This is a genomic window from Streptomyces sp. NPDC046900, assembly GCF_040644975.1.
In the GTDB taxonomy this organism is placed as follows: Bacteria; Actinomycetota; Actinomycetes; order Streptomycetales; family Streptomycetaceae; genus Streptomyces.
Genome location: NZ_JBEYXD010000111.1, coordinates 1 through 21,959 on the forward strand (window position 1 = coordinate 1; position 21,959 = coordinate 21,959).

At 72.3% G+C, this 21,959-nt stretch carries 17 protein-coding genes and 1 pseudogene; 10 read left to right on the forward strand and 8 right to left on the reverse strand.

What is annotated here, in order from left to right; all coding sequences use genetic code 11:
* Positions 1 to 90 precede the first annotated feature (90 nt).
* Positions 91 to 1,500, reverse strand: a complete 1,410-nt coding sequence (locus tag ABZ904_RS45125; RefSeq protein ID WP_361829955.1) for a cytochrome ubiquinol oxidase subunit I — start codon at positions 1,498 to 1,500, stop codon at positions 91 to 93.
* A 705-nt stretch (positions 1,501 to 2,205) separates the two neighbouring features.
* Here ABZ904_RS45125 and ABZ904_RS45130 point away from each other — a divergent pair.
* A complete protein-coding gene (locus ABZ904_RS45130) occupies positions 2,206 to 2,886 on the forward strand; it encodes a hypothetical protein (protein WP_359391199.1) in 681 nt (226 codons plus the stop codon).
* Positions 2,883 to 3,431 carry a histidine phosphatase family protein gene (locus ABZ904_RS45135; protein WP_359391202.1) on the forward strand — a complete coding sequence of 183 codons (549 nt, stop codon included), beginning with the start codon at positions 2,883 to 2,885 and terminating at the stop codon, positions 3,429 to 3,431. Before ABZ904_RS45130 ends, ABZ904_RS45135 begins: the two co-directional genes overlap by 4 nt.
* Before the next feature lie 190 nt (positions 3,432 to 3,621).
* Here the strand turns inward: ABZ904_RS45135 and ABZ904_RS45140 are convergent.
* A pseudogene (locus ABZ904_RS45140) lies at positions 3,622 to 4,482 on the reverse strand (amino acid transporter); the annotation flags it as partial.
* Between the two features lie 249 nt (positions 4,483 to 4,731).
* On the opposite strand from ABZ904_RS45140, the gene ABZ904_RS45145 reads away from it, so the two are divergent.
* From ABZ904_RS45145 to ABZ904_RS45155, 3 genes are all read left to right on the forward strand, one after another.
* On the forward strand, positions 4,732 to 5,358 hold the full coding sequence (locus ABZ904_RS45145; protein WP_359391204.1) for a YigZ family protein: 627 nt from the start codon (positions 4,732 to 4,734) through the stop codon (positions 5,356 to 5,358).
* A 94-nt stretch (positions 5,359 to 5,452) separates the two neighbouring features.
* A complete protein-coding gene (locus ABZ904_RS45150) occupies positions 5,453 to 6,616 on the forward strand; it encodes an exonuclease SbcCD subunit D (protein WP_361829958.1) in 1,164 nt (387 codons plus the stop codon).
* A gap of 31 nt (positions 6,617 to 6,647) precedes the next feature.
* Positions 6,648 to 9,641, forward strand: coding sequence for an SMC family ATPase (locus ABZ904_RS45155; protein ID WP_361829960.1), 2,994 nt, complete (start codon positions 6,648 to 6,650; stop codon positions 9,639 to 9,641).
* A 6-nt stretch (positions 9,642 to 9,647) separates the two neighbouring features.
* Here ABZ904_RS45155 and ABZ904_RS45160 read toward each other — a convergent pair whose 3' ends face one another.
* On the reverse strand, positions 9,648 to 10,094 hold the full coding sequence (locus ABZ904_RS45160; protein ID WP_359391211.1) for an Lrp/AsnC family transcriptional regulator: 447 nt from the start codon (positions 10,092 to 10,094) through the stop codon (positions 9,648 to 9,650).
* A gap of 123 nt (positions 10,095 to 10,217) precedes the next feature.
* On the opposite strand from ABZ904_RS45160, the gene ABZ904_RS45165 reads away from it, so the two are divergent.
* From ABZ904_RS45165 to ABZ904_RS45175, 3 genes are all read left to right on the forward strand, one after another.
* Positions 10,218 to 10,700 (forward strand): rhodanese-like domain-containing protein, encoded by a 483-nt coding sequence (locus ABZ904_RS45165; protein ID WP_359391213.1) that lies wholly within the window; start codon positions 10,218 to 10,220, stop codon positions 10,698 to 10,700.
* Between the two features lie 50 nt (positions 10,701 to 10,750).
* Positions 10,751 to 11,266: an immunity 21 family protein gene (locus ABZ904_RS45170; protein WP_359391216.1), complete on the forward strand. Its 516-nt coding sequence runs from the start codon at positions 10,751 to 10,753 to the stop codon at positions 11,264 to 11,266.
* Between the two features lie 62 nt (positions 11,267 to 11,328).
* Entirely contained in the window at positions 11,329 to 12,174 is an 846-nt protein-coding gene (locus ABZ904_RS45175; RefSeq protein WP_361829963.1) for an SDR family oxidoreductase, read from the forward strand.
* Positions 12,175 to 12,219: 45 nt separating this feature from the next.
* Here ABZ904_RS45175 and ABZ904_RS45180 read toward each other — a convergent pair whose 3' ends face one another.
* Together ABZ904_RS45180 and ABZ904_RS45185 are read right to left on the reverse strand one after the other, a co-directional pair.
* Positions 12,220 to 13,914, reverse strand: coding sequence for a DUF885 domain-containing protein (locus ABZ904_RS45180; RefSeq protein ID WP_359391220.1), 1,695 nt, complete (start codon positions 13,912 to 13,914; stop codon positions 12,220 to 12,222).
* A gap of 55 nt (positions 13,915 to 13,969) precedes the next feature.
* A complete protein-coding gene (locus tag ABZ904_RS45185; protein WP_359391222.1) occupies positions 13,970 to 14,473 on the reverse strand; it encodes an Lrp/AsnC family transcriptional regulator in 504 nt (167 codons plus the stop codon).
* Positions 14,474 to 14,533: 60 nt separating this feature from the next.
* On the opposite strand from ABZ904_RS45185, the gene ABZ904_RS45190 reads away from it, so the two are divergent.
* Complete coding sequence (locus ABZ904_RS45190; protein WP_361000263.1) at positions 14,534 to 15,751, forward strand: PLP-dependent transferase; 1,218 nt, start codon at positions 14,534 to 14,536, stop codon at positions 15,749 to 15,751.
* Between the two features lie 274 nt (positions 15,752 to 16,025).
* Here the strand turns inward: ABZ904_RS45190 and ABZ904_RS45195 are convergent, their stop codons facing one another.
* From ABZ904_RS45195 to ABZ904_RS45205, 3 genes are all read right to left on the reverse strand, one after another.
* Positions 16,026 to 17,459 (reverse strand): GNAT family N-acetyltransferase, encoded by a 1,434-nt coding sequence (locus tag ABZ904_RS45195; RefSeq protein WP_359391227.1) that lies wholly within the window; start codon positions 17,457 to 17,459, stop codon positions 16,026 to 16,028.
* Positions 17,460 to 17,739: 280 nt separating this feature from the next.
* Positions 17,740 to 19,326, reverse strand: coding sequence for an alkaline phosphatase D family protein (locus ABZ904_RS45200; protein ID WP_361000266.1), 1,587 nt, complete (start codon positions 19,324 to 19,326; stop codon positions 17,740 to 17,742).
* Positions 19,327 to 19,671: 345 nt separating this feature from the next.
* On the reverse strand, positions 19,672 to 20,502 hold the full coding sequence (locus tag ABZ904_RS45205) for an alpha/beta fold hydrolase (protein ID WP_359391230.1): 831 nt from the start codon (positions 20,500 to 20,502) through the stop codon (positions 19,672 to 19,674).
* Between the two features lie 497 nt (positions 20,503 to 20,999).
* On the opposite strand from ABZ904_RS45205, the gene ABZ904_RS45210 reads away from it, so the two are divergent.
* On the forward strand, positions 21,000 to 21,761 hold the full coding sequence (locus ABZ904_RS45210) for a GntR family transcriptional regulator (RefSeq protein ID WP_359391232.1): 762 nt from the start codon (positions 21,000 to 21,002) through the stop codon (positions 21,759 to 21,761).
* Positions 21,762 to 21,959: the final 198 nt, after the last annotated feature.

The following is a 21,959-nucleotide window of genomic DNA, read 5'->3' on the forward strand; positions in this document are numbered from 1 at the left end:
CTGCTACGACCCCGTGATCCACCAGGCCAACAACAAGATCAACACGCCCACCGACGAGCCTCTCGCGGCATAGAGGTCGACTCAGGGAACTCATGTGTCATCAGCTCCGGTGGTGCGCCCGTTCATCGCCGGCGTCGGTTCGGGGCCGTACGGGACCGCGACGGCGTCGGTACCTTCCCGGGACCACCGGCGGCCCATGGTGCGCAGGACGTACAAGGCGCCGGCGCCGACGCAGGCATAGATCGCGAGGACCGTCGCGAAGAGGGGCCACAGATTGCCTTGCGTGGCGACCGCGTCCCTCGTCAGCAAGAGCCCCACGACGGTCCAGGGCTGGCGCCCGACCTCGGTCACCACCCAGCCGCTCTCCAGGGACACCAGCGCGACCAGACCGGCGATGGCCGAACTGCGCAGGAACCAGCGGTTCATCGGCACCTCGCGCCGCCGCCACCACAGCCAGCCGAACCAAAGGGACAGCAGGAGCAGGAGTGAGGCGGTGCCGACCATGACGTCGAAGGCGAGATGTACGACGCTGACCACGGCGTCCGTGGGGCGTACGGCGGCCGGGATCGCGTCGAACCCCTTGATCGTGGTGGAGGGGCGGAAACCGGCGAGGATCGAGGCCACGTCGGGCAGCGGGATGCCGTAGCGCACCTTGCCGTCGATATAGACGCCGCCGACGGTCTCCGCAACGTGATCGCCGGTGGTCGGCACCATCTCGATGGCGGCGAACTTCGCTGGTTCCCTGTCGAACACCTGGCGGGCGATGGTGTCCCCGACGATGAACTGCAGCGGCATGGCGATCGCGGCGACCGTGAAGGGGACGAGGAACCCGAGCCGGTGATAGCGGTCCCGACGTCCCTTGAGCAGGCCCCAGGCGTACACCCCCGCCACCGTGAACCCCGCGACGATGTACGCCGCGAGGAGCATGTGCACCATTTCCCACCAGAACGCGCCGTTGAAGAAGACCCTGGACGGGATCACGTCCACCACACGCCCGTTCTTCACCACGACCCCCGCAGGCTGGTTCATCCAGCTGTTGGCCGCGATGACGGAGGCCGTCCCGCCGACGCCCGCCAGGGTGACCACCACACCGGTGAAGAAGTGCGGCCACGGTGGAAGCCTCTTCCAGCCGTAGATGTAGATGGCCATGAAGATGGCTTCGAGGAAGAAAAAGAGCCCTTCGATGGCAAAGGGAAACCCGAACGCCGACCCGTATCTGTTCATGAGTCCGGGCCAGAGCAGCCCCATCTCGAAAGTCAGCACCGTGCCGGTCACGGCCCCCACGGCGAACAGTACGGCGGCCACTTTGGACCACCGCTGCGCCAGGAGCAGCGCCTGCTGATCGTCGCGGCGGAGCGCCCAGTACTGACAGAACAGCATCATGAAAGTGAAGGCGACACCGAAGGGCACCAGAATGATGTGGAAGCCCAGGGTGAACGCCATCTGCTCGCGCGCGGGGAGGAGTTGTGGCGGGTCGGCGGCTCCCAGGAGGGCAGACAACACCATAATTCCTCTTTTCGGCTCGGACGGTGGCGGACGATTCGTTTGGCGTGGCGAAAACGGGCTGCCGGCGCCGGCACCCAGCGGCCGGGGCGCTCCCGCCAGGGGGCGAACACATCCGGATGCTGACGTGCCGTCCAGGCGCAGGCCTTCTATATGGCCCGGCCAGGCGTCGGCCGGACAGTCGAATCCCCGTTCGCCTCATTCATCCGCGGGATGGCGCGAGACCCGTTCACCGGGGGATTCCAGCGGACCATGAACCGGCTGACACTCCTGGGCTCGCCCCACCCGGACGCAGGACAACGGCGGGAGTGGGGAGTCGGCCGCGGGCCGCGGAACTCCACTTTTGCCGTCGTCTTTTCGACGGCCGCTCCTGTCTCCTGCGCACCGTTCATGGCCTTTACCTTTCGGCACCTTGTGCCAGCCTGAAGAGTGATCCTCCGGAGTGGCCGGGCCGAGTGATTGCCGGGGTGATTCCGAGCATGTCTTGCCTTCCGCGGCCGATGGTAAACAGCCACTCGGCGGCACACCCGCTCCGCCGGGCGGCGGTTTCGCCGGTTCCTCCTGCAGGGCCATACCGTCGGCGCCAGTCGGCGGAAACGCCGAGCAGGACAGCGCACCGATGCGGTGCCGCGACGGGGCACGTGTGTCCGGAACGGCCCCCGCTTCGCTGCGCCGGGGCCGTCGGCCGCCTACGCTCGCTCCGTGCTCCGAATCATCGACGCCCGCAGCGGCGAGCCCACCGAGATCCGTCCGGGCCTGGTCCGCGTCCAGGCGCACACGGCCGGCGCCGACACCTCCGCCCTGCGGGTGCTGCTGGTGGCCGACACGCTGGCCCGGGCCCTGGAACTGAGCGGAACACCCGTGGTCACGGTCGCCGCGCTGCCCGCCGGACTCCGCGCACGCGTCGAGGACTTCGCCATCCGGCCCGCGGAGCCCGACGCGCCCGGCGTCGGACGGGTCCTGCACGTCCTCGGCGCGCGGGGCACGGCTCCCGACGGAGTACACGTCGAGGTGGCTCCGGCGACCGGGTCCTACGAGGCCGGCGAGCCGTCGGCGGTTCGCCTCGCCCTGCTCGCCCGTGCGCGCCGGGAGCCCGTGCAGCTCGATGCGGCCGTCCTCGGCGAGGCGCGCGACACGCTCGCGCACTGGCGGAAGGCCGTCGCGGGCTGGTCGACCCGCCCCTCGAAACCCATCCCCCCGCAGGTACGGGACGCGTTGCGCGCAGCCTGGGAGGACGATCTCGACATGCCGGCCGTCCTCGATGTGCTGCGCCGGGTGGAGAGCGCCGACGACGTGCCGGACGGTGCGCGCTTCGAGACATACGCCTACGCCGACCGGTTGCTGGGTCTGGGCCTCGCCCGTGAGATCGGGGCCCAGGCGTGAACGGCCACTCCGATGACCGCCCGCTGCGCAGACTCGTCGTGCTGCGGCACGCCAAGTCCGATTGGCCCGCCGGGGTCGACGACCACGAGCGGCCACTCGCGCCGCGCGGCCGCCGGGACGCCCCGGCCGCCGGACGGGCGCTCGCCGAAGGGGACTGGCTGCCCGACCTCGCACTGTGCTCGACCGCCGTCCGGGCCCGGCAGACCTGGGAGTTCGCCTCGGCCCAGTGGGGCACTCCACCACCGGTGCGACTGGACCCGCAGCTGTACGCCGCCGATGTGCCCGACCTGCTTCAGGCCGTACGCGACGTACCCGCATCCGTAGAGACCCTGCTGGTGATCGGTCACAATCCGGGACTGGCGGAGCTGGTTCTGGCACTCGCCGGGGACGGCCTCGACGACACCCTGGACCGGGTCCGCGCCAAGTTCCCCACCTCCGCCATCGCCGTACTCGCCTGGCACGGCGTCAGCTGGGACGCCCTCGCCCCGGGCGCGGCACTCCTGACGGACGTGACCGTGCCGAGGGGCGGGAAGCAGGGCGGGTAGCAGGGGCTGACCGACATGGATCCGGGGCCTGCGCTCCGGGTCGGGCTCGGCGCGGCACAGCACCTCGCGCGTGACCGGGGCGACTTCGCCGTCCCCGAAGACAAGGAAGCGCAGCAGGTGGCTGAACGGATCGCCCTCGGTCCAGTGGTGCCGCGCTATCCGCCGCGCTACGGCATGGCCCCGGACCGGCGGGGTCCGCGTAGGTGTCCGTGGGATCGCCCTTGACCTGTGGCATCACTGCCACGCCCGTCTCGAAGCCGGACATGCCGAGCGCAAGTTTCGGGAAGACGAGCAGCGCCACTGCGGCCGTCGCGAGCGGCGAAGGGTGCTCGGCGGTCATCGCGTGCGCCCAGTCACCGATCCGCACCGGATGGCTCAGCACCTCCCAGGCGGAGACCGCGAGCACGACGACGTTGAGGGCGAGATAGGTGGCCACCAGTGCCACGGCGATGCCGATGGCCTCCTTGAACCCCTTCAGGAAGACACCGCCGAGCGCGGCGAGCAGAAGGAGGGTGATCCAGGTGTTCCCACCCTCCGTCCAGTGCGGTGCGAAGGGATTCTCGACGACGTGCGCTGCGGCGTCCGCGGCCGACAGGGTGATCGTGATCATGAAGTCGGTGGCCGCGCAGCCGAGGAGGACGAGGACGAGGAGCTTCCCCGCCCACCACGGCAGCAGCCGCTCCAGCATGGCGATGGACCCCTCGCCGTGCGGACTCTCATGCGCCACCCGGCGGTAGACGGGGAGGGCGCCGAAGAGGGTCAGCGCGATCAGGACCAGCGTCGCCAGCGGTGACAGGAGCCCGGCCGCCAGCGCGGCGATACCGGGCTGGTAGCCCAGGGTGGAGAAGTAGTCCACACCGGTCAGGCACATGACCCGCCACCAGTGGTGGCCCTTGTGCCCGTCGTCCGAGGCGGCGTGCGGACCCGGGTGCCGGGCCGTACGCTCGCTCAGACCGTCCAGGAGCCAGGCCCGCCAGTGGGCCTTGGCGGCGGAGGGCCGCGGATGGGCGGGTCCGGCGGCGTCCGGGCTCTCCACCTGGGTGCCGGGCATGCTTCGCTCTCCCTGGATCGTTCGGGGCGGCCCCACGGGCCGCGGCATGGACCCGGGCCCGCCAGTACCCGGGGCGTGCGGACAACGACGAGCGCGTATCCACTATGTGATCATCTGCCCCGGAAACGGCGGCGAACGCCCGAAGGGGAGCCGGGACCATAAGGCGGAGCGCGGCGTACCGGCCCGGTCCCTCGACCGGGCCCGGGCCCCCGTGCGGCAAGCGGGTGGGCGGCCGCATACGCTGGGCCGATGCAGGAGGAGTACCGCACAGTCGCCCGCGCGGGCGTGCACGAGACAGAGGTCAACCGCTCCCGCTTCCTGTGCGCCCTCGCACCGGCCGCCTCCGAGCAGGAGGCCCAGGACTTCATCGCGGGTGTCCGCAAGGAGCATGCCGACGCCACGCACAACTGCTACGCGTACGTCGTCGGAGCCGACGCCGCTGTGCAGAAGGCGAGTGACGACGGCGAACCGGGCGGCACCGCGGGCGTCCCCATGCTCCAGATGCTGCTGCGCCGCGACATGCGGTACGTGGTGGCCGTCGTGACCCGCTACTACGGCGGGGTGAAACTCGGCGCGGGCGGGCTCATCAGGGCGTACGGGGGAGCCGTGGGCGAGGCCCTCGACGCGCTCGGCACGGTCACCCGCCGCCGGTTCCGGCTCGCCACGGTGACGGTCGACCACCAGCGCGCGGGCAAGGTGGAGAACGACCTGCGGGCGACCGGCCGTGATGTGCGGGACGTGCGCTACGGGGAGGTGGTCACGATCGAGATCGGGCTGCCGGACTCGGACGTGGAGGCCTTCCGGGCCTGGCTCGCGGACGTCACCGCGGGTACGGCCGGATTCGAACTCGGCGGAGAGGCGTACGGGGACGGGTGACGGGCCCGGCGTCCGACGCACGGTCGGCCCTGATGCGGGCCGATACGGGAGTAACCGCCCGTGATGTCAGACCCGGCCGTTAGTCTCGGGGATCATGAGGCTGCTGCACACTTCCGACTGGCATCTGGGCCGGGCGTTCCACCGGGTGAACCTGCTCGACGCCCAGGCCGAGTTCATCGGGCATCTCGTCGCGACCGTGCGTGAGCGCGGCGTGGACGCGGTGGTCGTGTCGGGGGACGTGTACGACCGCGCGGTGCCGCCGCTGGCCGCCGTCGAACTGTTCGACGACGCCCTGCACCGCCTCGCGGAGCTCGGCGTGCCCACGGTGATGATCTCCGGCAACCACGACTCGGGCCGTCGTCTGGGCGTCGGCGCGGGGCTCATCGGCCGCGCGGGCATCCATCTGCGGACGGACCCGGCAGCCTGCGGCACACCGGTCGTACTCGCCGACGCCCACGGCGATGTGGCCTTCTACGGCCTTCCGTACCTCGAACCCGCGCTGGTGAAGGACGAGTTCGGGGTCGAGAAGGCGGCACACGAGGCGGTGCTCGCCGCCGCCATGGACCGGGTCCGCGCCGATCTCGCCAGGCGCGCACGCGGCACCCGTTCCGTCGTCCTTGCCCACGCCTTCGTCACCGGCGGCGAACCCAGCGACAGCGAGCGGGACATCACGGTCGGCGGGGTCGCCGCGGTACCCGCCGGCGTCTTCCACGGAGTGGACTACGCGGCCCTCGGCCATCTCCACGGCAGTCAGACCATCACCGAGCGGGTCCGCTATTCCGGTTCCCCGCTGGCGTATTCCTTCTCCGAGGCCGGCCACCACAAGAGCATGTGGCTCGTCGACCTGGGCGCGGACGGCTCGGTCACGGCGGAGCGCGTGGCCTGCCCGGTACCGCGCCGCCTGGCACGGATCCGGGGACGCCTGGAGGACCTGCTCGCGGACCCCGGACTGGCGGGCCACGAGCAGGCATGGGTGGAGGCCACCCTCACCGATCCGGTGCGGCCCACCGAGCCCATGGCCCGGCTGACCGAGCGCTTCCCGCACACGCTCAGCCTCGTCTTCGAACCCGAGCGCGTGTCCGAGGCGTCCGGCGTCTCGTATGCCCGGCGGCTGGCCGACCGCTCCGACCAGGAGGTCGCGGAGGACTTCGTGCTGCATGTGCGCGGGGCGGGGCCCGACGAGCACGAACGGTCCGTCCTGCGGGACGCGTTCGACGCGGTGCGCGCCGACGAGGCGGTCCTGGAGGCCGCCCGGTGACCATGCGTTCACGGGACACGGAGGGAGCCCTGTGAGGCTGCACCGGCTCGACATCACCGCCTTCGGCCCCTTCGGAGGCACCCAACAGGTCGACTTCGACGAACTGTCCGCCGCCGGGCTGTTCCTGCTGCACGGACCGACGGGCGCCGGCAAGACCTCCGTCCTGGACGCCGTGTGCTACGCCCTGTACGGGGCCGTACCCGGCGCCCGGCAGAGCAGCCAGGGCCTGAACCTGCGCAGCGACCACGCCGCCGCGCAGACGCGCACCGAGGTCCGGCTCGAACTCACCGTCGCCGGACGCCGCTTGGAGATCACCCGGCAGCCGCCGTGGGAGCGCCCCAAGAAGCGCGGCACCGGCACGACGACCGACAAGGCCCAGACCTGGCTGCGCGAGTACGACTCCGCGGCCGGCGCCTGGAAGAGCCTCAGCCGCTCCCACCAGGAGATCGGCGAGGAGATCACCCAGCTGCTGGGGATGAGCCGCGAGCAGTTCTGCCAGGTCGTCCTGCTGCCCCAGGGCGACTTCGCCCGGTTCCTGCGCGCCGACGCCGAGGCCAGGGCGAAATTGCTCGGCCGGCTGTTCGACACCCACCGCTTCGCCGAGGTCGAAAAACGCCTGGCCGAGCGGCGCCGGGCGGCGGAGGCCGAAGTACGGGACGGGGACACCGCGCTGCTCGCCGACGCGCACCGGATGCAGCAGGCGGCCGGTGACGCACTCCCCCTGCCGGACCTCGCCCCCGGCGACCCCGGGCTCGCCGACGCCCTGCTGAGCTGGGCCGCCGTCGCCCGGAGCACGGCGCGTGAACGGCTCACCGTCGCACACTGCGCGCGTACGGCCGCTGAATCCGCGCGCGCCACGGCTGAGCGCCTCCTCGACGATGTCCGCGAACGGGCGCGACTCCAGCGCAGGTTCGCCGAGGCCCGGGAGCGTGCGGCGCTGCTCGAGGAGCGGGCCGAGGCCCACCGCGCGGCGCAGACCCGCATGGAGCGCAGCCGCAAGGCGGAGGCAGTGGCTCCCGCGCTGGACCTGTGCGAGCGCGCGGAGAGCGAGCACCGGGGCGCTGCCGCAGCGGAGGCGCGCCTGCGTGCCCAGCTCCCGGCGACGTTCGCGGAGTCCGGCGTGGCCGGACTCGCCGCCGCCGCGCGCCGGGCCGCCGAGGAGCTCGGCGGTCTGGAGTCGGCCCGCCGTGCCGAAGAGCGGGTGGCCGGGCTCGCCGCGGAGCGGACGGAACTGGACCGTGAGGAGCACGCCGATGAGGCCGTGCTTCAGGAGGCCGAGGACTGGCTGGGCGGCTGGGAGGAGATCCGGACGGACCTGCAGAGCCGGATCGACGCCGCACAGCAGGATGCCACCCGGGCCGAGCAGCTCGCAGTGCAGCGCGAGCCCGCGCAGAGGCGGCTGAACGCCGCCCGGATGCGCGACGAGCTGGCCCGGGACACCGAAGCGGCACAGGCCCGCGCCCTGTCCTCCCGCGAACGCGCGCTGAAGGCGCACGAGCACTGGCTCGACCTCAAGGAACGGCGCCTGAAGGGCATAGCGGCGGAGCTCGCCGCCGGCCTCGTGGACGGCGAGCCCTGCGCCGTCTGCGGCGCCGTGGAACACCCCGCGCCCGCGCGGAAGGTCGCCGGGCACGTCGGCCGGGAGGCGGAGGAGCGGGCCCTTGCCGCCCACCGGCAGGCCGACGAGGAGCGCGCCGAGGACGAACGGCGGCTCGGCGTCGTACGGGAGGCACTGGCCGCCGCGACCGCCGAGGCGGGCGACGCTCCGACAGCCCGGCTGGCCGAGGAGGCCGACGACCTCGAGCGGCTCCTGCGCGCCGCGCGGGCCGGCGCGGCGCAGCTGCACGCCGCACAGGAGGAGCTGAGGCGGGCGGAGCAGGAGCGGGAACGGCGCATCGCGGACCGGCAGCAGGCGGCCCTGCGCGGGGCGGCCCGGCTCTCCCGCCGCGACGCACTGGATCGTGAACGGGCAGCGCTGGAAGATGAGTTGACCCGGGCCCGGGGTGACGCGGGAAGCGTCGTGGCGCGTTCGGCGCAGCTGGAACGCACCGCCGCACTGCTCACCGAGGCCGCCGACGCCGCGCGCGCCGCCGAGGACAGCGCCCACCGGCTCAAGGACGCCGAGGGACGGCTCGCCGACGCCGCTTTCCGCGCCGGGTTCGAGACCCCGCAGGCCGCGGCCGACGCCCTCCTCGACGACGCGGCCCACCGCGAACTGCAACGGCGGCTCGACGTCTGGCAGCAGGAGGAGGCGGCCGTGCGGGCGGTACTCGCCGAGCTCGAGACGGTGGCCGCCGCCCAGCAGCCGCCCGCCGACCTGCACGGTGCCGAGCGTGCCGCCGAGGCCGCGGCCCGCCGGCTCCAGGACGCCGCCTCCGCCCAGGACGCGGCGGCCCGCCGCTGCGCGGAACTCGACCGGTTGTCGGTACGGGCCACCGCGTCCGTCCGGCGTCTCGCGCCTCTGCGCCGGCAGTACGACCGGGTGGCCCGGCTGGCGTCCCTGGCGGGCGGCACCTCCGCCGACAACGAGCGCAAGATGCGCCTGGAGTCGTATGTGCTCGCCGCCCGCCTCGAACAGGTGGCCGCCGCAGCGACCGTACGACTGCGGCGCATGTCCTCGGGCCGCTACACCCTGGTCCACTCCGACGATCGCTCCGGTCGCGGCCGGAGCGGCCTCGGACTGCATGTCGTCGACGCGTGGACCGGGCGCGAGCGCGACACGGCGACCCTCTCCGGCGGAGAGACGTTCTTCGCCTCTCTGGCGCTTGCCCTCGGCCTCGCCGACGTCGTCACCGACGAGGCCGGCGGGATCCGCCTCGACACGCTCTTCATCGACGAGGGGTTCGGCAGTCTCGACGACCAGACCCTGGACGAGGTCCTCGACGTCCTGGACTCGCTGCGTGAACGGGACCGCAGCGTGGGCATCGTCAGCCATGTCGCGGACCTGAGACGGCGCATCCACGCCCGCCTGGAGGTCGTGAAGGGCAGGACGGGATCGGTGCTGCGGCAGCGGGGAGCCGGCTGACGCGGCTCAGCGGCCGAGGGGGCGGCGGGGGAGGGGCGAGGAGTACACCACGCTCGTCGTCACCGAGCCGAGCGCACCGATCCTGCCCGACACCTCCTCCAGATGCCGCATCGAACGTGCCGTCACCTTGATGACGAAGCAGTCGTCGCCGGTGACGTGGTGCGCCTCCAGGATCTCGGGGGTCGCGGCCACCAGGTCGTGGAACGGCTTGTAGTTGCCGTTCGGGTATCTCAGCCGGACGAACGCCAGGATGGGCAGACCCAGGCGCTCCGGGTCGACGACCGCCGCGTACCCCTGGATGACACCTGCCTCCTCCAGCCGCCTGACCCGTTCGGTGACCGCGCTCGGGGACATGGAGACGGCACGCGCCAGCTCGGCATAGCTGGCGCGGCCTTCGCGCTGGAGGACGTCGAGGATGCGCCAGTCGGTGGCGTCCGGGGAATACGCGGTCATTCCCGAGTGATAGCAGGGGAATCCCCGGCGGCTCAAGAGGGCTGCCGTCGATCGCACCTTCAGGGAGGCGATCGGCGACCGTAGATTTCGGGACGTCGAGAACATCCAGGGAAAGGCCCGACGATGACCATGGACACGACGTCCGTCAACCCCGTCCTGCGTGTGCCCCCGGCCGCCCCGGCCACGGCCGCCGCCCACTTCCGGGCGCGCCTCGCCTTCCACACCGATGTGTCCGACGTCGCCGCCGCACTGTCCGCCGGCGCCGACCCGGGCTTCGTCCTCCTCGACTCACGCTCCACCGCGGCCTGGGACCAGGGCCACATCCCCGGCGCCGTCCATCTGCCGACCGCGCTCGTCCCGGAGCAGGCCGAGCAGCTCCTCGACAAGTCCGTGCCGGTCGTCACGTACTGCTGGGGCCCCGGCTGCAACGGAGCGACCCGTGCGGCACTCGCCCTGGCCGAACTCGGTTTCCAGGTCAAGGAGATGCTCGGCGGTTTCGAGTACTGGGTGCGGGAGGGCTTCGGGTTCCAGACCGGTGAAGGCCCGGAACGCCGCGCCGCCGACCCGCTGACGGCACCCGCGGAAGCGGCGAACTGCGGCTGCTGATCGGCCGGAAGCTGTCCCTCCGGTACGCCTCGTGCGTGTAGCTTCTGGGCATGGCCAGATACGCGGATCAAGGAACGGTCGAGTGGGTGGAGTCGGGCGGGGGACCGCTCATCCTGGTACCGGAGGCGGTGCTGCCGTTCTGGGCGGGCGCCGACGGCGACGAGACGTCCTCCGACTACGACCGGGCATGTGAGGTCGAGGGCTACATCGGTCTGCTGCCGGTCGGTGACACCCGTGCCCTGGTCCTCGGCGACGAGCCCGCCTCCACCGCCTTCCTGCCGGAGCATGGCACGTTCGTGCGGTGGTGCGCCGCGGACTCCGAGTCCGCGCTGCTCGACCGGGTGCCCGAGGCGCTGCGGACGGCCGAGTGGCAGCCCGAGGTGCAGTGGGACGTGCCGGGTGACGTCCGGCTGTTCGACGCGGCCTGGCCCGGGGGCGAGTCCGAGCACACCGAGCACCTTCGTGTGACGCTCGCCCCGGGGCGGTACGCGGTGCGGGCGGCGTACGTGGAACCGGGTCCGGAGGTGTGGATGGGGCTCGTGCAGGTGCGCAGGACGGGCGACTGACGGAGGCCGGGTACGCCGCAAATCGAGTGCGTACCCCCTCTTCCCATGCGCATCATGCGGTCATGCCGCCTGCCGCGTACTCCATTCCCGAAGGCCTCCGCCGCGACCCCCTGCCCCTGCGCGGCCGGACCGCCCTCGTCACCGGGGCCAGCCGCCGCGCGGGCATCGGCCTCGCGGTCGCCCGCCGGCTCGCCGCGTACGGGGCCGGCGTCTATCTGCACCACCACGTGCCGCACGACGCGGAGATGCCCTGGGGCGCCGACCGTCCCGAGGACGTCGTCGCCCAGGTGCGTGCCGCGCTCGGCGACCCCGAGGCGCCCGTGGCCCACGGACCGGCCGATCTGTCCGACCCGGCCGCCCCCGCCGAACTGATCGCGAGGGCCGCCGAAGCGCTCGGCGGACGGATCGACATCCTCGTCGCCAACCACGCCCTCAGCGGCAGCGACGGCACGCTCGACACCCTCGACGCCGCCATGCTGGACGCCCATTGGGCCGTGGACACCCGCTCGGTACTGCTCCTGATCCAGGCGTACGCCCGGCTGCGCGCCGGACTGCCCGGCGGCGGTGCCGGTGGGCGGGGGGTGATGATGACCTCGGGGCAGGACATCGCGGGCGGCATGCCGGGCGAGATCGCGTACGCCCTGCAGAAGGGCGCCCTAGCCTCGATCACGCCTTCTCTGTCGAGCGCACTGGCGGAGCACGCCATCACCGTCAACACGGTCAACCCCGGTCCCGTGGACACGAACTACCTGACCGGTGCGGCGTACCAGGCCGTCGCCGAGCGCTTCCCGGCCGGGCGCTGGGGGATGCCGGACGACCCCGCACGCCTCATCGCCTGGCTCGCCACGGACGAGGCGGCCTGGATCACCGGACAGGTCATCGACTCGGAGGGCGGCTTCCGGCGCTGACGGCGGGGCCCGGAGCGACGATCCGGGCCCCGCCGTCTTCCGTTGTCACAGCCCGGACAGTTCCTCCACCAGGTCGTCCAGACCCAGCGAGCCCTGCGAGAGCGCGGCCATGTGCCAGGCCTTCGCGTCGAACCCGTCGCCGTGGCGTCGCCGTGCGTTCTCGCGGCCCAGAAGCCAGGCGCGTTCGCCCAGCTTGTAGCCGATCGCCTGGCCCGGCATCGAGAGGTAGCGGATCAGCTCGCTCTCCACGAAGTCCGCCGGACGGCTGCTGTGCGAGCCGAAGAACTCCTGGGCCAGCTCCGGCGTCCAGCGCTCTCCCGGGTGGAACGGCGACTCGGCCGGGATCTCCAGCTCGAGATGCATGCCGATGTCGATGATGACGCGGACCGCGCGCATCATCTGGGCGTCCAGATAGCCGAGCCGGCGCTCCGGGTCGGTGAGGAAGCCCAGCTCGTCCATGAGGCGCTCCGCGTACAGGGCCCACCCCTCCGCGTTGGCACTGACGATGCCCACCGTCGCCTGGTAGCGGGAGAGGTTCTCGGCCACGTGCACCCACTGGGCCAGCTGAAGATGGTGGCCGGGGACACCTTCGTGGTACCAGGTCGAGACCAGGTCGTACACCGGGAAGCCGGTCTGGCCCATGGTGGGCAGCCAGGTCCTGCCGGGACGCGAGAAGTCCTGGGAGGGAGCCGTGTAGTACGGGGCCGCGGCGCCGCCGGGCGGGGCGATGCGGGCCTCCACCCTGCGCACCCGCTCGGCCAGTTCGAAGTGGGTGCCGTCCAGCGCCTCGATCGCCTCGTCCATCAGGCCCTGGAGCCACTCGCGGACCTCGTCGACGCCCTCGATGCGGGTGCCGTTCTCGTCGAGGTGCGCCAGCGCGACCCACGGGGTCTCGGCGCCGGGCAGAACCTTTTCCGCCTCCTTCTTCATCTCGCCGAGGAGGCGGTGGTACTCGGACCAGCCGTACGCGTACGCCTCGTCGAGGTCCAGGTCCGTACCGTTGAAGTAGCGAGCCCAGCGGGCGTAGCGCTCGCGGCCGACCGTGTCCGGCGCGCCCTCGATCGCCGGCGCGTACACGTCCCGCATCCAGTCTCGCAGTTCCACGACGGCCGCGGTCGCCGTACGCGCCGCCTCGTCCAGCTCCGCGCGCAGCGCCTCCGGGCCCTGGGACGCGAAGTCCTCGAACCAGCCCCGGCCCTTGCCGTCCGTGTCCGACCACTCGGTGAGCTGTTCGATGAACGTCGCGGCCGGGCCCGGGCCCCCGTACAGCTTGCGCTCCAGGCCGAGGGCGAGGCACTCGCGGTAGCCGCGCAGCGCGGCGGGGACGGCGCGCAGTCGCTCGGCGATCGCCGCCCAGTCCTCGTCCGTCGCGGTGGGAGTGATCGTGAAGACGTCACGCACGGAGTGCACCGGGCTGTGCAGGTTGCTCACCGTCCTGAGGGCCTCGTCGGCCTCGTGGACGGCGAGTTGGGCGATGAGCCGCTCGCGCAGCAGGCGCGCGCAGCGGCGCTCGATGTCGCTGTCGGCGCCGGGGCGGCGCTCGGCCTCGTCGAGTCGCGCGAGGGTCTCCCGCGCCAGCTCGGCGAGTGCCTCCTGGCCCGCGGGCGAGGTGTCGGGCAATCTGCTCGAACTCTCCTTCACCCCGAGATAGGTGCCGGTGACGGGGTCGAGGGCGACGAGGGCGTCGACGTAGGCGTCGGCGACCTCCCGGGGCAGGGGGCTGCTGGTGGTGTCTGACATGCGGACAATCCTGATACGGCGACGTGGTCCGCGTCACGGGGTTTCCGCGCTCGGCTTACGTCGTGCCGGAAGGTTTCGGCACGGCATGGCCGGGAGGCAGCAGGGGGCCGCAGTCCCACTGCTGGAAGATCAGCCGGGTCTCGACCCGCGCCACCTCCCGCCGCGCCGTGAACTCGTCGAGAACCAGCCGCTGCAGGTCGGACATGTCCGCGACCGCGACATGCACGAGGTAGTCGTCGGGCCCGGTGAGGTGGAAGACCGTGCGGGACTCGGGCAGCACCCGGATCCGCTCCACGAAGGGACCCACCAGCTCCCGCCGGTGGGGTCTGACCTGCACCGACAGCAGAGCTTCCAGGCCGCGCCCCAGCTTCGCCGGGTCGAGCCGCAGTTGGTGGCCGAGGATCACCCCCGAGCGGCGCAGCCTCGTCACCCGGTCCAGACAGGTCGACGGCGCGACCCCCACCTGGGCCGCGAGGTCGCGGTAGGTCGTCCGGGCGTCGTTCTGCAACAACCTCAGAAGGTGGAGATCCACCGGGTCCAGTACGACGGAATCGGCCATTCGCCGAACGTAACACGGGCTTCTCGGCCGCGACCACGGGCTTTGTTCAGTCTGCCGTCCATGGATTCCCGGACTCATGACGCTCAGGACGGATGTCCCACCGGCGACTCGCCCGCTCGCCGGGCACTCGCCACCGAGGCCGTGCACGCCGGACGTGAGGACCTCGCCGAGCTGGGGTTGCACGCGCCGCCCCTCGACCTCTCCACGACCTATCCCTCCCGCGACAGCCGCGGCGAGGCCGCCCGTATCGACGCCTTCGCCGCCGACGGCGCGGAGCTCGCGGGCCCGCCCGTCTACGGGCGGCTCGGCAACCCCACCGTGACCCGGTTCGAGTCCGCGCTCGCCCGGCTCGAGAACACCGAGAGCGCGGTCGCGTTCGCGAGCGGCATGGCGGCGCTCAGCGCCGTCCTGCTCGCCCGGAACGCGCTGGGTCTGCGCCATGTCGTCGCGGTGCGCCCGCTCTACGGCTGCAGCGACCATCTGCTGACCGCCGGGCTGCTCGGCTCGGAGGTGACCTGGACGGATCCGGCCGGCATCGAGGACGCCCTGCGCCCCGACACCGGTCTGGTCATGGTCGAGTCCCCGGCCAACCCGACGCTCGCGGAAGTCGACCTGCGCGCGGTCGCCCACGCCTGCGGGTCCGTACCGCTCCTGGTGGACAACACCTTCGCGACACCCGTGCTCCAGCGCCCCGCCGAGCAGGGAGCGCGCCTGGTCCTGCACAGTGCCACGAAGTACCTGGGCGGGCACGGCGATGTGATGGGCGGGGTGGTGGCCTGCGACGAGGAACTGGCGCGTCGGCTGCGCCAGGTGCGCTTCGCGACGGGCGCCGTGCTCCACCCGCTCGCCGGCTATCTGCTGCTGCGCGGTCTGTCCACACTGCCGGTGCGGGTGCAGGCCGCGTCGTCCACCGCCGCCGAACTGGCCCGCCGGCTCGCCGCGGACCCGCGGGTGGCCCGCGTCCACTACCCGCGGATCGGCGGCGCGATGATCGCTTTCGAAGTGCACGGCGATCCCCACGCGGTGATCGCCGGGGTCCGTCTGATCACTCCCGCCGTCAGCCTCGGCAGTGTCGACACCCTGATCCAGCACCCGGCGTCCATCAGCCACCGCATCGTCGAGGAGACGGACCGCTGGGACGCCGGGGTGAGCGACCGGCTGCTGCGGCTGTCGGTGGGCCTGGAGGACGCCGAGGACCTGTGGACCGATCTCGACATGGCTCTGGGAGCGGAGCGCGCCCTGGACCGTTGGCGGCAGGAGGAGGTCGCGGCGCGGTAGGCCGGGGAGCCGGCCGGCTGGGGGTCACCGGTTGTTCTGCTGCGGTGGGGCGATCGGTGGTCGGGCCGCGGTGCGGTGGGCGGTCGAGTGACTGGGGTGGTGCGGGCCGGTGGTCCGGCCTCCGTTGGGTGAACGCTCCCTCGGCAGCGGTGGTCCGGCCGAGGTGGGACGGTCGGCCGCGGAGGTGCGGAGCCGGTCGTCCGGGTCCCGTTACGCCGGACGGCCCGGCGGAGTGCGCCGGGCCGTCACCGTCGTGTGTTCCACGGGCGGGCCGTCAGTCCCGTACGTCCCGCATGCCGTGGGGCTCATGTGTGAGGCCGTACGGCAGACGCGAGACCACCGGAGTCGCGTCCAGCCGGGCGGTGATGACGAGGGTGCCCTCCTCGATCTGGTAGTCGAGGGGCAGGCCGAGGCCGCGCATCGCGGCGACCATGCCCGTGTTGGACGCCTGGGTGACCGCGTAGACGTTCTCGCAGCCCGCCTCGACCGCCATCGCCACCAGACGCCCGAGGAGCTCGGTGCCGATACCGCGCCGCTGCCACTCGTCCTCGACGAGCAGCGCGACCTCCGTCTCGTCCCCGTCCCACAGAAGGTGTCCGAGCCCGACGACGCGGCCCGAGGCCGTCTGCACCGCGAGGGTGCGGCCGAACCGCGGGCTGAGCAGATGCCTGAGGTAGCGGTCCGCGTCGCCGACCGGCCCGTGGTAGCGCATGCCGAGGGTGCGCGCCGAGCAGCGGGCGTGCATCTCCTTCGCCGCCTGCAGGTCGGAGGTGTCGGCCCGCCGCACGGTGATGGCGTCGCCCTCGGGCAGCGTCAGCACGTCCCGGCTGCGCGGGATGCGCGGGCCGAGCCGTGCGTCGAGCTCGACCAGGGCCCGTGCCCGGGCGAACTCCGTCGGGGTGAAGGGCAGATACGGCCGCTCCACAGTGATCACTCCGCCTTCCGGTGCCCGTAGCCGCATCACCGTGTCCTCGAGGGCGCCCTCGACCGGAGCGTCGTGCTCCGCCCGTCCCGAGCCGGGGGAGACGGCGGGCAGCGAGCGGATGGTGCAGCGGCCGAGCAACTGCCTCAGTGCCAGCGGGAGCTCGGCCGCGTCCAGCGCGGTGCGCGTGGCCAGGCCCAGGATCCGGGTGGGGGCGTCCACCAGGTCGTGCGCGTCGGCCCGCTCGATCCAGCTCTCGGTGCCCCCGGCCGAGGAGACGGCGCGGGTGATCTCGGTCGCCTCCCGCTCCGCGGGGGCCCGCAGCAAGAACTCGTCGACCGTGCCCTGCGCCAGCGGGTGCGTCTGCAGACTGAGGATGTCGATCCGCAGCCCGGCCAGCGCCGTGCACAGCGAGGCCAGCGCGCCCGGCTCGTCCCGCACCGTGGTGCGCATCCGCCACAGCGTGGTCGTGCCGCCGTCGGTGCCGGTCCCGGACGGCCCGGTTCGCTGCCCTTCGGGGAGCGTCCGGGCACCGGTATCACGTGTGGGCGGGGCATGCCCGTGGCGGCGTGCCCACCATGTGTGGAACCCGGCCGTGACGGCCAGTCCCGCCGCCGACAGCGCCAGCAGGGCGGGGCCGTCGGGTCCGTGCCCGACGAGGTTGGCGGTCACGTCCGCCACGGCGACCGCCGTGAACAGGGCCGCCAGTTCGATGACGTCCCGTCGCCAGTGGTGCACCGGCCGGCCGTGCTTCGCTCGTGTCACATCAGACATATCCGGAGTCATGCAACCACTGTGAAGGAAGGGTGTTGCGTGATCACGAACGCTTTGTGTCTGATGAGTAAAGTATGCTTCTGTCCTTTTTGTTGTTCTTTTGACAAACGAATCCGCCCGGGATGCCTCTCGCGCAACGTGCCGGGGCAGGCCCACGCCGCGCACCGGGGGATGACTCCGGTGCGCGGCGTGGTGACCGAGGGTACGCGAGCCGGAGGCCGGTCGCGGAACCGGGAACCGCCGCGGCCGGGGCCGGCCCGGCGGTTCCGAACCACCTGTGGACAAGGGGGAGTTACTGCCCCACGCGCCCCGGCTGGAGCACCTGCGTGAACAGCACGGTCCCGTCCTGCTCGCGCAGCCGGACGATCAGTTCCCCGCTGTGCCCGTCGATGTCGACCTCACCGAAGAACTGGTAGCCGCCGGCGGGGGAGACGTTCGAGGCGGTCGGCGCCTTCACGAACACGCGCTCGGGGCCGAACGTGTTGTCGAGCGCGCTCGCCGGGAAGGCGCCGGCGTTGAGCGGACCCGAGACGAACTCCCAGAACGGCTCGAAGTCGGTGAACGCGGCACGGGAGGGCTGGTAGTGCTGCGCCGACGTGTGGTGCACGTCCGCCGTCAGCCACAGGGTGCCCGTGATCTTCCGGTGCTTGATGAACCGCAGCAGCTCCGCGATCTGCAGCTCCCGGCCGAGCGGCGCACCCGGGTCGCCCTGGGCGACCGCCTCGATGTTGGGCTGGTTCTCCGTCGGGTCCGGTACGACCAGGCCGAGGGGCATGTCCGCGGCGATCACCTTCCACACCGCGCGCGAGCGGGCCAGCTCCCGCTTGAGCCACTCCAGCTGCTCCGCCCCGAGGATGCCCTGCGGGTCGACGGTCTGGTTGTCGGGCGAGTTGGCGTTGCGGTAGGTGCGCATGTCGAGGACGAAGACGTCCAGCAGGGGACCGTGCCGCATGACCCGGTACACCCGGCCCTGCCGGTCGCCCGGCTGCAGGGTGGAGACGGGGAAGTACTCGCTGAACGCGCGCCGGGCCCTGGTCGCGAGGACGTCGATGCTCTTCTCGGCGTAGCGGGGGTCCAGGGAGGTGATCACCTCGCCCGGATACCAGTTGTTGCGGACCTCGTGGTCGTCCCACTGGATGACCGACGGCACCTGGGCGTTGAACCGCCTGAGGTTGTCGTCCAGCAGGTTGTAGCGGAAGTTGCCGCGGTACTCGGCCAGGGTCTCGGCGACCTTCGACTTCTCCTCGGTGGTGATGTTCCGCCAGGTGCTGCCGTCGGGCAGCGCCTGGGTGGCGGTGATCGGACCGTCGGCGTAGATGTTGTCGCCGCTGCAGAGGAAGAAGTCGGGGTCGAGCTTCGCCATGGCGTTGTAGATCGTGTAGCCGCCGAAGTCCGGGTTGATGCCCCAGCCCTGGCCCGCCAGGTCGCCCGACCACAGGAAGCGCACCCCGTGACGGCGTCCGAGCGGCGTCGTGCGGAAGGTGCCGGTCACAGGCTCTCCGGTACGACGCGGGTCGTCCGGGTCGGCCAGGACCACGCGGTAGTGGATCTGCTCGCCCGCAGGCAGCCCGTGCAGCCGCGTGGTGCCCGTGAAGTCCGTGTCCGAGCCGAGCAGCGGGCCGTGCCATCTGTGCGGGTTGCGGAAGGACTCGGTCGCGGAGGTCTCGACGATCATCCGGGCCGGGCGGTCGGAGCGCACCCAGACGAGACCGGAGTGGGCGGTCACGTCACCTGCCTGGACGCCCCAGCCCGCCTTCGGACGCCCGGACAGGGCGAAGGCCGGTGCCGAGCCCAGCGCGGTGGGAAGGGAGAGGGCCGCCGATGCGGCCAGGGAGCCGCGCAGGACGCTGCGGCGGCCGGAGAAGGGACGGTGTGACATGAAGGTGCCTCCAATGGACGGTTCCGGCCAATAGGCACTGCCACAACTACTGGTGCGCCGCAGCGCAACGGAAACCAGAAGTGAACAACTGACCGCCGTGGAACCGCAGTTCGCGGAGCCGAGGCGAATACCGGCGACGGGAGTGCGCCGGGCCGCGGCGGAACGAAGAGCACCACTTCTCTTCTCCGGCCCGGACCCGTCGTCGGCGCCAGCGGGTCCCGTTCGCCGGCACCGGGGCGTACGGGGCGGCGCGGGCCGCCGGAAACGCGCTGGTGGGCGCCGGAGCCGGCAGTGGGCCAGAACGCGTTGACCGTCAGGCGCTCGACGGGCGCGCGCCCGGGACCCTCAGCGGCTCCCGTCCAGGATGACCCGCGCGACCAGCGCCGGGTCGTCGTTCATCGGTACGTGCCCGCAACCCGGCAGCCGCACCAGCCGGGCCTTGGGAATGATCTGCTTGGCCCGGATGCCCTGTCGGCGCACCAGAAGCCGGTCCTTGGTGCCCCACGCCACGGTGACCGGGAGCCCGGGCACGTCGTCCGTGAACTGGACGGAAATTCCGGCGCGGAGCGTGTCGGCGAACCCCTCGGCACGGGCCAGCGCGAGCGTCTCGGCGACGACGGCCTCGGGCGAACGGCGGGCGGGACGTGCGTAGATGGTGCTCGTCAGCACCGTGCGCCCGGCCGCCGAACGCGACAGCCGCTCCACGAGCGGCGGCGGCATGCTCCGTGCGGCCTGCCGCATCGCCGCGAGCACCGCGAACGCGTACCGCCGCTCGGCCTCGGTCCAGAAACCGGCGGGCGAGAGCGCGGTGACGGACCGTACGCGTTTCTCGCGGCCCAACTCCAGGGCCAGCAGCCCGCCGAGGGAGTTGCCCGCCACGTGCGGACGGTCGATCTCCAGCGCCTCGCACAGCGAACCGAGCGCCGGCACCACCGAGGACAGGCCGTACGCGAGGCCGTCGGGCAGGGCGGGGGACGCGCCGAAGCCGGGAAGGTCGACCGCGATCACGTCGCGCTCGGTCGCCAGGATGTCCACCACCGGGTCCCAGGCCTGACGGTGGTGGCCGATGCCGTGGAGCAGCAGAAGCGGTTCACCGGTGCCCACGCGCGCGTAGGAGACGGTCACGGTCCGCGGGCCGTGCGAAGAGGGGACGGTGAAGGAGACCGTGGCGGTCATGGTGCTGCTCCTCGTCTGGGACAGGCTGACGGACACTGTCGTAGACAGCTTGTCAGCAACGGCTACCCGCCGGTAGCCCCCGAAGCGGTGAAACCGCGGCCCCGGTGCCTCAACCCGCGCAGCAGACTGCCGGATTGAATCCGCCGAGCGTGTCGGCACGCCGTGCTCCGGCCGAGGGGTTCCTCGCCGGGCCGGCCCGAGCACTCTGCCGGCCCTCCGGCCACCGGGCTGGGCGGCCGTCCGAACCGCCGTTGATGAACATCCAGAGACATCGATGGACATCCGTGGACGAAGGCTTCGCCTGCGTCTCATCCGTGTCACCCACCACGAACGCCGTGTGAACGCTGTGCGGCGCGGCGCCTGTGCACTGCGTAAGGGATCGAGGATTGGTCTTGACCAAGGGTGGGGGCCGCCCTATGGTCGCAGAGAAGTGCAACAACCTTTAATAAACAAGGGCGCTAAAACGCCGCCGTGCCACGGCGATTGCGGAGGACAGGGTGGGGACCACGCAGCTGGAAACGGTGCCGGAGCCTAAGTACTGGCACCTCAAGAACGTACTCACCGAAGCACTCGACTCCGAGTTCTCCGTGGGCGAGATCCTGCCCAACGAACGGGACCTCGCGGCCCGCTTCGGCGTCGCCCGTGCCACGCTCCGCCAGGCCCTCGAGCAGCTGGAACTGGAAGGCCGGCTGCAGCGGCGCCGCGGCGTCGGCACCACCGTCGCCCCGCCCCGCATGGGCGTGGCCGTCGACTCCGAGCAGCACATGTGGCCGGGTGCGGACGGCGATGCCTGGCAGGCCGCGGACTGCACCGCCGCGGTCCCGCCGGCCTCGGTGGCCGATCTCCTGGAGACCGGCCGTTCCGAGCGGGTGCGCACAGTGCGCCGCTCCCGCGTCACCCACGGCCAGCCCGTAGCCGCCGAGCTGCTCTACATCCCGGACTCCTCGGTGCCCGACCTGTCCGCGATCGACGCGCCCTCGGGCGCGGCGCGCGCACGAGCCGTGCTGCGCGAGCTGCAGCACCTGGAGCTGGAGGGTCAGGACCAGGCCGTGGAGCTCGGCTCGGTCAGCGCCGAGGACGCAAGGGAGCTCGACCGGCTGCCCGGCGCGCCCGTGCTCGTCGTCACCACCCGCTACTACGCCGAGGGCCGGACCGCGGCGGTGTCCGTGGCCACCTACCGCGCCGACACATGCCGTCTGACCTTCGGCGCCACCGGCGGCGTCGAGATCCACCACGACCCGGAGCGCCGCGCCTCCTGACCGCGCCTCCTGACCGTGGCGCCGGGCACCGCGGCCCAGCCGCGGTCCGCCTCTCGCCGCCGAGAGCCGTATCCGTCGCGAGGCCACCCGGTTCGCCTGGGCGGCGGCCATCCTCACCGCCGGGGGGAGGCCGCGCCCGGCCCCAGACCCACACCCCCCACACACCAAAAGACGAGGGGAGCGGTCGGGAACAGGGTA